The sequence below is a fragment of the Kitasatospora sp. NPDC097691 genome (assembly GCF_040302665.1).
GTDB lineage: Bacteria > Actinomycetota > Actinomycetes > Streptomycetales > Streptomycetaceae > Kitasatospora.
Genome location: NZ_JBEORY010000105.1, coordinates 1 through 11,732 on the forward strand (window position 1 = coordinate 1; position 11,732 = coordinate 11,732).

Annotated in this window: 2 protein-coding genes; both read right to left on the reverse strand. The window is 74.4% G+C overall.

What is annotated here, in order from left to right:
- Positions 1–4,596, reverse strand: a 4,596-nt coding sequence (locus ABTY56_RS38100) for a non-ribosomal peptide synthetase (RefSeq protein WP_350634285.1), incomplete at its 3' end; no start/stop codon positions are given.
- Positions 4,593–11,732, reverse strand: a 7,140-nt coding sequence (locus ABTY56_RS38105; protein ID WP_502893274.1) for an amino acid adenylation domain-containing protein, incomplete at its 5' end; no start/stop codon positions are given. The genes ABTY56_RS38100 and ABTY56_RS38105, both read right to left, overlap by 4 nt.

The following is an 11,732-nucleotide window of genomic DNA, read 5'->3' on the forward strand; positions in this document are numbered from 1 at the left end:
CAACACCGGCAACGACACCTCACGAACCACCCGCGACTCGCCGTTCCACCCCACCAACACCCGCTCACGCTCACCCGCAACAAACACATCCACCCCGCCGACCCGACCCTGCGGATCCTCGACCAGAGCGGACAACACCCCCACGAAACGCTCCGCCAACACCTCCGCCGTCCCCCGGTCGAACACATCCGTGCTGAACTGGAGCGCGCCGCGCAGGCCGCCGGGCGTGCCGGTGGAGCCGTGCGACTCGGCGAAGGAGAAGCCGAGGTCGAACTTGACCCGGTCGGTCTCCAGGGATTTGTGACGGACCGTCAGGCCGGGGAGCTTGGCGATCTCGTCGAGTGCCTCGACCGGGCCGGCGTTGTTGAGGTTGAGCATGGTCTGGAAGAGGGGGTGCCGGGCGAGCGAGCGCTCCGGGTTGACCGCCTCGACCAGGCGCTCGAACGGCAGGTCCTGGTGCGCGTACGCCTCCAGGTCAGCCGCCCGCACCCGCTCGATCAGCTCCGCGAACGTCGGGTCACCCGACACGTCCGTCCGCAGCACCAACGTGTTGACGAAGAACCCGACCAGATCGTCCAGCGCGTCGTCCGTCCGACCCGCGATCGGCGTCCCCAGCGGAATGTCCTCCCCCGCACCCAACCGGCTCAACAGCGCAGCCAGCGCCGCCTGCAGCACCATGAACACGCTCGCCCGCTGCTCGCGAGCGACCCGGGCGAGGCCCTGGTGGAGTTCCGGGGCGAGTTCGAAGGTGACGGTGTCGCCCCGGTGGGTGGCGTGGGCCGGCCGCGGCCGGTCGTACGGCAGCGCCAGCTCCTCCGGCAGTCCGGACAACGCCTTCTGCCAGTACGCCAGTTGGTGCCGGATCGGCCCTTCACCGTCGGCCGCGTCGTCGGTGCCCAGCAGCTCGCGCTGCCAGAGGCTGTAGTCGGCGTACTGCACCGGCAGCGCCTGCCACGCCGGGGCCTGCCCGGCGACGCGCGCCGCGTACGCGGTGGTCAGGTCGCGGGCCAGCGGCGCGCGGGACCACGCGTCGGTGGCGACGTGGTGGGTGAGCAGCAGCAGGACGTGTTCCTCGGCGTCGAGCTCGAAGAGCCAGACCCGCAGGGGGGTGTCCGTGGTGAGGTCGAAGGTGTGGCCGGCCGCGGTCAGCAGGGCCTCGTCCAGCCCCGCCTCGTCGGTCCGCACGACGGTGAGGTCCGCGGTGAGGTCGGCGCCGAGGACGATCTGGTGCGGGCCCTCGGCGTCCTCGGCGAGGACGGTGCGCAGGCTCTCGTGGCGTGCGGTGAGGTCGGCGAGGGCCAGGCCCAGCGCCGTCCGGTCCAGGGCGCCGGAGAGTCGCAGGGCGACCGGCGAGTTGTAGGCCGCGCTGGGGCCCTCGAAGCGGTTGAGGAACCAGAGGCGCTGCTGGGCGTAGGACAGCGGGATCCGCTCCGGGCGCGGCACGGCGGCCGTGAGGGCGGGGCGGGCGCTGCCGTTGCCGGTGTCGAGGGCCCCGGAGAGGCCGGCCACCGTGGGGGTGTCGAAGAGCTGACGGATGGCCATCTCGGCGCCGAGGGCGGACCGGATGCGGCTGACCAGCCGGGTGGCGAGCAGGGAGTGCCCGCCGAGCTGGAAGAAGTCGTCGTCGATCGAGACGGACTCCACCCCCAGGGTCTCCGCGAACAGCCCGCACAGGATCTCCTCGCGCGGGGAGCGCGGCGAACGACCGGCGGAGTCCGCGCCGTACTCCGGCGCCGGCAGCGCACGGCGGTCCAGCTTGCCGTTGGGCGTCAACGGGAACGCGTCGAGGACGACGAACGCCGACGGCACCATGTACTCCGGCAGCCGCCCGGCCGCCAGCGCCCGCAACTCGTCGGGCGTGACGGCGCGGCCGCCGGTGGCGGCGTAGGCGACCAGGCGCTTGTCGCCGGGCTGGTCCTCGCGCAGCAGGACGGCGGCCTGGGTGACGTGCTCGTGCGCGGCCAGCACGGCCTCGATCTCGCCGAGTTCGATGCGGTAGCCGCGCAGCTTGACCTGCCCGTCGCCGCGGCCGACGAACTCCAGCAGCCCGTCGTGGTTCCAGCGCAGGACGTCGCCGGTGCGGTACATCCGGGAGCCGGGCGGCCCGTACGGGTCGGCGACGAAGCGCTCGGAGGTGAGCCCGGCCCGGTGCCAGTAGCCGCGGGCGAGGCCCGTCCCGGCGATGTAGGCCTCGCCGGGGACGCCCGCGGGGACGGGGCGCAGCGCGCTGTCGAGGACGTAGACCCGGGTGTTCCAGAAGGGGCGGCCGACGGGGACCGGGCCGGTCGGCGAGGGGGCGCCGGCGGGGATGCGGTACTGGACGCTGTTGACGGTGGCCTCGGTGGCGCCGTAGACGTTCAGCACGTCTGCCTCGGGGCGGCGGGCCCGCCAGCGGTCGATGACCTCGCCGAGGAGGAGTTCGCCGCCGAGCATGACGAGCCGGCTCGGGGAGGCGTCCGCGGGCAGCGCCTCCAGCAGGGCGAGGACGCTGGGGGTGCCCTTGAGGAAGGTGGGGGTGGGGCCGTCGGCGGCGCTCTCGTCGAGGTCGGCGACGCGGACCAGGCCGCCGGAGACCAGGGTCGTGTACAGGGCGGTGACCGTGAGGTCGAAGGAGATCGGCGAGTGCAGCAGCGAGGTGCCGGTCATCGCCGGGTAGGCGTCGCGGGCCCACTGCAGGTAGGCGCCGAGGGAGCGGTGCTCGATCACGACGCCCTTGGGGCGGCCGGTGGAGCCCGAAGTGTAGATGACGTACGCCGGGTGCGCGGGCAGCAGGGCGCCGTGCCGCTCGGCGTCGGTGGGTGCGGTGGCGGGGCGGGTGTCGAGCTCGCCGGTCAGCGCGGGGTCGTCGAGCAGGAGGCGCGGGGTGCCGCTGTCGGGCAGGGCCGCGGCCGGCTCGCCGGTGGTAATGAGCAGGGTGGGTCGGGTGTCGTCGAGCATGAACGCGATGCGTTCGGCCGGGTAGTCGGGGTCGACGGGCAGGTAGGCGGCCCCGGCCTTGAGGACGGCGAGGAGGGCGACGACCATGCCGGCGGTGCGGGGCAGGGCGATGGCGACGAAGCGCTCGGGGGCGGCGCCGCGCGCGACGAGCAGGTGCGCCAGGCGGCTGGAGCGGGCGTCGAGTTCGGCGTAGTCGAGGGTGCCGTCGGGGCCGCTGACGGCGGGGGCGTGCGGGGTGCGGGCGGCCTGCGCCGCGAACAGGTCGAGGATCGTGGTGTCCTCGGGGACGTCGTGCGCGGTGTCGTTCCAGCGCAGCAGGGCCTCGTCGCGCTCGTCGTCGCCGAGCAGCGCCAGGCGGCCGACGGCCTGGTCGGGGTCGGCGATCAGGCCGTGCAGGACCCGGACGAAGCGGTCGAGCACGCGCTGGGCGGTGGCCGCGTCGAAGACGTCGGGCCGGTAGTTGAGGCGCAAGCGCATGGTGTCGCGCGCGGAGGCGATCAGCAGCAGCGGGTAGTGGGTGGCTTCGCGGTTCTTGCCGGGGGCGAGGCTGATGGCGGCGCCGATGCCGGTGCCGGCGGTGCCGGTGCGGCTGACCGGGTAGTTCTGGAACACCATGGAGGTGTCGAAGAGTTCGCCGAGGCCGACGGCCCGCTGGACCTCGGCCAGTCCGAGGTGCTGGTGCGGGGTGAGCCGGGCCTGTTCGTCCTGGACGCGGGCGAGGAGTGCGGTGAGCGACTCGGCGGGCCGGATCCGGACCCTGGTGGGCAGGGTGTTGATGAAGAGCCCGACCATCCGCTCGACGCCGTCGAGCTCCGGGGGCCGACCCGAGACGGTGGTGCCGAAGACGATGTCGTCGCGTCCGGTGTGGGTGCTCAGGGCGATCGCCCAGGCGGCCTGGACGACGGTGTTGAGGGTGAGGCCGCGGCTGCGGGCGATCTCCCCGAGTGCGGTGGTGTCGGCGCTGTCGAGGAGGGCCTGCACCTCGGCGCCGGCGACGGCGGCCCGGCCCGCGCCGGGCGCGACCTGGGTGGGCTCGGCGAGGTCGGCGTAGGCGTCGCGCCAGGCGGTGCGGGCGGCGTCCTTGTCCTGCCGCTCCAGCCAGGTGAGGTAGTCGCGGTAGGGGCGGACCGCGGGCAGGGCGGTGGGGTCGCCGTTCGTGTCGTAGAGGGCGAACAGCTCGCCCATGAGGACGGGCAGGGACCAGCCGTCCATCAGGAGGTGGTGGTTGGTCAGCACCAGCCGGTGGGTGTCGGCGCCGAGCCGCAGCAGGGTGAAGCGCAGCAGCGGCGGCCGGGCGACGTCGAAGCGGGTGGCGCGGTCGGCGGCGGTCGCCGCGGCGGCGGCCGCGGCGCGCTCGTCCTCGGGCAGGCCGGTCAGGTCGGTCTCGGTCCAGGGCAGTCGGACCTCGCGCATGACGAGCTGGGCCCAGTCGCCGTTCTTGCGCTGGCGGAAGGCGACCCGCAGGTTGGCGTGGCGGGCGAGCAGCTTCTCGGCGGCGGCGCGCAGGGCGACCGGGTCGAGGGCGCCCTCGATGTCGAAGGAGATCTGGACGACGTAGGGGTCGAGGCCGTCCTCGTCGTAGACGCTGTGGAAGAGCAGGCCCTCCTGCAGGGGGGCCAGCGACAGGATGTCCTCGATCTTCCGCGGGTTGCGACTCACTTCGTGGCCTCTTCGTCTTCAGGAGCGGTTACGTCGTCGGAGGCGGCGAACTCGTCGTCGCCGAACAGGTCGTCGAGCTCGTCCTCGAACGCTTCGATCTCGTCCTGGGTGATGGAGGAGAGGGAGACGTCGGAGGGGGTGAGTCCGCCTGCGAGGGGGTCGCGCGCGTGGGTGACGAGGGCTTCGAGCGCCTGGAACCAGAGCCCGGCCAGGTGCCGGACCTCGGTCTCGTCGAGGATCCCGCCGGCCCAGGTCCAGAAGGCGACCAGGCGGGGGCCGTCGGGGCCGTCCTCGGTGCGGGCGTTGAGTTCGAGGGGGTGGGCGAGGGGCAGGTGCGCGGGGTCTCCGGGGACGGCGTCGATGCCGCTCAGCGGGGTCCAGTCGGCGACCGGGCCGTCGCCGCCGGTGGCGAACCGCCCGAGGTAGTTGAAGGCCACCTGCGGTTCGGGCAGTCCGTCGAACCCGCTCGCGGTGGCGGGGTTGAGCCGGCGGACCAGCCCGTAGCCCATGCCCTTGTCCGGTACGGACCGGAGCTGTTCCTTGACGGCCTTGAGGGCGGTTCCCGCGGCCGGGCCGCCGGCGAGCGCGTCGGCGACGTCGGCGGGTCCGACGTTCAGGCGGACGGGGTACAGGTTGGTGAACCAGCCGATGGTGCGCGACAGGTCGGCGCCGTCCACGAGGTGTTCCTCGCGGCCGTGGCCCTCCAGGTCGAGCAGGAGTCCGGTGCCGCCGCGCCAGCGCGCCCACGCCAGGGTGAAGGCGGCCAGCAGGACGTCGTTGACCTCGGCGTTGAACGCGGCGGGGACGCTGGTCAGGACGGCTTCGGTCACCTCGGGGGGCAGCACCGTCCCGATCCGGCCGGAGGTGCCGTGGGTGTCCCGGGCCGGGTCCAGGGCGCGGCGGCCCAGCAGCGGGTCGGCGGTGCGCAGCACGTCCTGCCACCAGCCGGCGTCGGCCGCCCGGGCGGGCTTCGCGGCCTCCTCGGTCAGGCGCTGTGCCCACCGGCGCAGCGAGGTGCCGACGGCCTGGAGCTCCGGCGCCCGGCCGGCGGCGACGGCCTGGTGGGCCTCGGCGAGGTCGGGCAGCAGGATCCGCCAGGACACGCCGTCGACGACGAGGTGGTGGATGACGAGCAGCAGCAGACCCGGGGTGGCGGGGCCGCGGTCGACCCAGACCACCTGGACGACGCGGCCGGCGGCCAGGTCGAGGCGGTCGCGGGCGGCTTCCCCCTCGGCGTGGACGAGTCGGGTCAGCTCCGGCCCGTCGAGTCCGGTGGCGTCGGCCCGGTGGACCGCGGTCGCGGCGTCGACGGTGCCGGGGGCCGGGACGTCCAGGCGCCGGTCGGGGGCCGGCGAGAGCCGGGCCCGCAGGGCGTCGTGGTGGTCGAGCAGGGCCTGGACGGCGCCGGTCAGGTGTCCGGGGTCGAGCCGGGCGGGGGCCTGCAGGACGGCGGACATGGTGAAGCCGTCCAGGTCGTCGCTGCGGGCCAGCAGCCAGTGCTTGATCGGGGTGAGCGGCACCTCGCCGAGGCCCGCGCCGGGTTCCTCGGCCGGCGTGCCCGCGGCCTCGGTGACGACGGTGGCGAGCGCGGCGACGGTGCGGTGCTCGAAGACGTCCCGCACGGAGATCTCGAGTCCGGCCCGGCGGGCCCGGCCGACCAGCTGGATCGACATGATGCTGTCGCCGCCGAGGTCGAAGAACCCGTCGTCGATGCCGACCTCGCGGACGCCGAGGACGTCGGCGAACAGGGCGCACAACGCCTTCTCCCGTTCGGTGCGCGGCCCTTCGCCGGCGCCTTCGGAGTGCGCCTCGGGGACGGGCAGGGCGGCCCGGTCGAGCTTGCCGTTGGTGGTCAGCGGCAGTTCGGCCAGGACGGTGACGGTGGCGGGGACCATGTAGTGCGGCAGCTGTTGCGCGATGTGGGTGCGCAGGGTGCGACCGAGGTCGTGGTCCCGGCCGGGCTGCGCGGGCACCACGTAGGCGACCAGGCGGACGGCGCCGGGGGTGTCCTCGCGGGTGAGGACGGCGGCCGTGTCGACGGCCGGGTGCTCGGCGAGGACGGCCTCGACCTCGCCGGGTTCCACCCGGAAGCCGCCGATCTTGATCTGGTGGTCGGAGCGGCCGAGGAACTCCAGTTCGCCGCCGGCGGGCCGGCGCACGACGTCGCCGGTGCGGTACATCAGCGAACCGGGCGGGCCGAACGGGGAGGCGACGAACCGTTCGGCGGTGCGGTCGGGCCGGCCGAGGTAGCCGCGCGCCATCTGGGAGCCGCCGATGTACAGCTCGCCGCGCACGCCGGGGGCGACCGGCCGCAGCCGCTCGTCCAGGACGTGGGCGGCGGCGTTCCAGATCGGTTCGCCGATGGAGGCCGAGGCGGGCCACTCGTCGGTGTCCTCGGGCAGGGTCGCCGAGGTGATGGCGGCGACCTCGGCGGGGCCGTAGATGTTGTGCGCCATGCGCCGCCGGCCGGTCGCGCAGAACGCCCGCAGTTCGCTGCTGAGCCGGAACTGCTCGCCGCCCTGGAAGAGGTCGGTGAGCGAGTCGAGCGGCTCGCCGCGGTCCGCGGCGGCGGCGAGGACGGCGTCGATGACGAGGGTGGGGGCGAAGAGTTCGTTGATGCCGTGCCGGGCGATCCAGGCGGCCAGTTCCTGACCGTCGAGGCGGACGTGCTCCTCGGGCAGGACGAGGGTCTTGCCGACGACGAGCGCCTGGAGGATCTCCTGGACGGCGAAGTCGAAGGAGACGGCGCAGAACTGAGCGGTGCGGGTGCCGACGCCGCCGCAGTAGGTGCCGGCGTGCCAGCCGAGGAGGTTCATCAGGGAGCCCATCGGCATGACGACCCCCTTCGGGGTGCCGGTGGAGCCCGAGGTGTAGACGACGTAGGCCGGGTGGCGCGGGTCGAGCGGGCGGACCCGGTCGGCGTCGGTCAGGTCGGTGTCGGCCTCGGCGGACACGGCCCGTACGACGGCCGGGTCGTCCAGGACGACGTCCCGGCCGTGCGGCTCGCCCAGGAGCGGCCGGTGGGCCGTGTCGGTGAGGACCGCGGCGGGGCCGCAGTCGTCCAGGACGGCGCGCAGCCGCTGCTCGGGGGCCTTGGTGTCGAGGGTGAGGTAGGCGGCGCCGGTCTTGAGGACGGCCAGCAGCGAGACGATCATCTCGGCGGAGCGGGGCAGCGCGATCACCACGACGGACTCGCCGCCCACGCCGCGGGCGGCCAGGTGGCGGGCCAGCCGGTTGGCCCGGGCGTTGAGCTCCCCGTAGGAGAGGGTGCTCCGCTCGGAGATGACGGCCGTGGCCTCGGGGACGTCGGCGGCCTGCCGTTCGACCAGCTCGGGGACGAACTGCGGCGGCACCTCGTGCGCGGTGCGGTTCCACTCCCCGAGCTGCCGGACCTCACCGGGCGTCAGGACGTCGAGCTGCCCGATGGGGCGGTGCGGGTCGGCGGCGACGGAGCCGAGCAGCCGCAGCAGCCGCCCGGCGAAGGCGCCGGCCGTCGCCCGGTCGAAGATGTCGGCGTTGTACTCGACCGCGCCGTGCAGGCCGGTGGGCTCGCCGTCGGGGCCGTGGGTCTCGTCGAGGAAGAACGCGAGGTCGAACTTGGCGCGTCCGGTCTCCGGGGCCTCCACGTCGACGGTGAGGCCCGGCAGGCGCAGGACGTCGATGGCCTCCTGGTTGTTGTCGAGGCCGAGCAGCACCTGGAACAGCGGGTGGCGGGCCAGCGACCGGACCGGGCTGAGCACCTCGACGAGCCGCTCGAACGGCAGGTCCTGGTGCGCGTAGGCGCCGAGGTTGGTCTCCCGGACGCGGGCGACGAGCTCGGTGAACGTCGGGTCACCGGAGGTGTCGGTGCGCAGGACGAGCGTGTTGACGAAGAAGCCGACCAGCTCCTCCAGGGCGGTGTCGGTCCGGCCGGCGATCGGGGTGCCGATCGGGACGTCCGTCCCGGCGCCGAGCCGGGTCAGCAGCGAGGCCAGCGCCGCCTGGAGCACCATGAACAGACTGGTGCGGGTCTCGCGGGCGAGGTCCGCGAGCGCCGCGTGCAGTTCGGCGGGCACCTCGAAGGGGACCCGGCCGCCGCGGTGCGACTGGCTGGGCGGGCGGGGCCGGTCGACGGGCAGCTCCAGCTGCTCGGGCAGGCCGGCCAGGGTCTGCTGCCAGTAGGCGAGTTGACGCGAGATCTCGCTGTCCGGGTCGTCCTCCGAGCCGAGGACCTCGCGCTGCCACAGGGTGTAGTCGGCGTACTGGACGGGCAGCGCCGGCCAGGCCGGTGCCTCCCCGGCGGCGCGGGCCGCGTAGGCCAGCGAGAGGTCGCGGGCCAGCGGGCCCATGGACCAGCCGTCGCCGGCGATGTGGTGGACCACCAGGGTCAGCACCCGCTCCCCGGCATCGGTGGTGAACAGCCAGGCCCGGATGGGGAGTTCGGCGCGCAGGTCGAAGGCGTGGGAGGCGGCGGCCCGCACCCGTTCGGCCAGTTCCCCGGTGCCGACCCGTTCCTCGGTGAGCCGGGGCGGCGTGTGCCCGGCGGGCAGGACGATCTGCCGGGCGCCGGCCGGGTCGTCCGCGAACACGGTCCGCAGGCTCTCGTGCCGTGCCACCACGTCGGCCAGGGCCTCGCGCAGCGCGGCGCGGTCCAGGTCCCCGGTCAGCCTCAGGGTGACGGGGATGTTGTACGTCGCGTCGGCGCCCTCCAGGTTGTGGAGGAACCAGAGCCGCTGCTGGGCGTAGGAGAGCGGCAGCAGGCGCGGCCGCTCGACGGGCACCAGCGGCCGGCGGGCCCCGTCGGCGCGGGTGAACGCCTCGGCGAGCCCGGCGACGGTGGGGTTCTCGAAGAACGTGCGGATCGAGATCTCCGCGCCCAGGACGGACCGGACCCGGCTGAGCAGCCGGACGGCCGACAGCGAATGGCCGCTGCGGTCGAAGAAGTCGTCGTCGATGCCGACGGACGGCACGCCGAGCACCTCGACGAACAGGGTGCACAGGATCTGCTCCAGCGGGCTGCGCGGGCCCCGGGACCGGGCGGGCAGCACGGCGGCGGCCGGTCCGGCCCCGGCCCGGTCGGCCTCCGGGGCCTCGGCGACCCGCAGTTCGCCGTCGGGGGTCCAGCGGGCGGCGCGGTCGAGGCGGTACAGCCAGGACGCGCCCGCCAGCGGGGAGGGCAGCAGCCGGTCCGGGTCGACGCCCTCCGCCTCGCCGGGCACCTCGTCGCCTTGCGTGGCGCCGCCCGCCGCGTACAGCAGACCGGGGACACCGGGCGGCACCGGCTGGAGGGCCTCGTCGAGGACCCAGGCGCGGGTGGGCCGCAGCGCGGCCGGGAGCCCGGCCCCGGCGAGCGCCTCGGCCACCTCGGGGCGGGCGGTGTCGCTCCACTGCGCCAGGACGGCGGCGCGCTCGCCCGCGTCGAGGAGGTCGGCGGCGGACAGCGGGCTGCCCGGCTCGGCGGCCACCGCGGCGAGCAGCCGCAGGAACCGCGCGCCGATCGCGCGAGCCGTGGCCTCCTCGAAGAGGCCGGTGCTGAACTCCAGGTCGGCGGCGATGCCGGCGGGCCGGCCCTGCTCGTCGAAGCGCTCGGTCAGCTCGACGTTGAGGTCGAACTTGGTGTCCTCGATCGGCAGCCGCTCCAATTCCACGGCGAGCCTCGGCAGCCGGGCGACCTCGGCGACGGTGGCCCGGGGGTCGGAGTTGTGCACGGTCAGGCAGACCTGGAACAGCGGGTGGCGGACCAGCGAGCGCTCGGGGTTGAGGGCCTCGACGAGCCGCTCGAACGGCAGGTCCTGGTGGGCGTAGGCGCCGAGGTCGGCCTCCCGGACGCGCGCGACGAGCTCGGTGAACGCCGGGTCACCGGAGGTGTCGGTGCGCAGGACGAGGGTGTTGGCGAAGAAGCCGACCAGCTCCTCCAGGGCGGTGTCGGTCCGGCCGGCGATCGGGGTGCCGATCGGGACGTCCGTCCCGGCGCCGAGCCGGGTCAGCAGTCCGGCCAACGCCGCCTGGAGCACCATGAACAGACTGGCCCGGGTACGGCCGCTCAGCGCGTGCAGGTCCTGGTGCAGGGCGGCGGGCACCTGGAAGGTGACCCGTCCGCCGCGGCTCGCGAGGTCCGCGGTCCGCGGCCGGTCCGCCGGCAGCGCCAGTTCCTCCGGTAGACCGGCCAGGGTCCGCTGCCAGTAGGCAAGTTGACGTGAGATCTCACTGCCCGGCTCGTCCTCCGAGCCGAGCGTCTCCCGTTGCCACAGGCTGTAGTCGGCGTACTGGACGGGCAGTTCCTGCCAGGCCGGCGCCCGGCCGGCGGTACGGGCCGTGTAGGCCAGCGACAGGTCGCGGGCCAGCGGCTGCAGGGACCAGCCGTCGCCGGCGATGTGGTGCAGGAGCAGCAGCAGCACGTGCTCGTCCTCGGCGAGGGTGAACAGCGTTGCGCGCAGAGGGAGTTCGGCGGAGAGGTCGAACAGGTGGCCTGCCCCGGCGGCGAGTTCGGCCGGCAGGCGGTCCTCGGTCGCCTCCCGGACGTCCAGCCCGACCAGGGCGTCGTACGGCGGCAGGATCCGCTGGGCGAACCCTTCCTCGTCCTCGACGAAGAGGGTGCGCAGGCTCTCGTGGCGGGCGACGACGTCGGCCAGGGCCAGCCGCAGCGCCTCCCGGTCCAGCGGACCGTGCAGCCGGAGGGCGCCGGGCGCGTTGTACGCGGTGCTGTCACCGTCGAGCAGGTGGAGGAACCGGAGCCGTTGCTGCGCGTAGGACAGCGGGATCCGCTCCGGACGCGGGACGGCGGCGGTGAGCGGGGCGCGGACGCTGCCGTCCGCGCGGTCGATGGCCTCCGACAGGCCGGCGACGGTGGGGGTGTCGAAGAGCCGGCGGATCGGGAGTTCCACATCGAGGACGGTGCGGATGCGGCTGACCAGGCGGGTCGCGAGCAGGGAGTGACCGCCGAAACGGAAGAAGTCGTCATCGATCGAGACCGACTCCACCCCCAGGGTCTGCGCGAACAGCCCGCACAGCACCTCCTCACGCGGCGACCGCGGCGAACGACCGACCGACTCCGGGCCGAAAGCCGGCGCCGGCAGCGCACGACGGTCCAGCTTCCCGTTCACCGTCAGCGGCAGCTCGTCCAGCTCCACGAACGCGGAGGGAACCATGTACTCCGG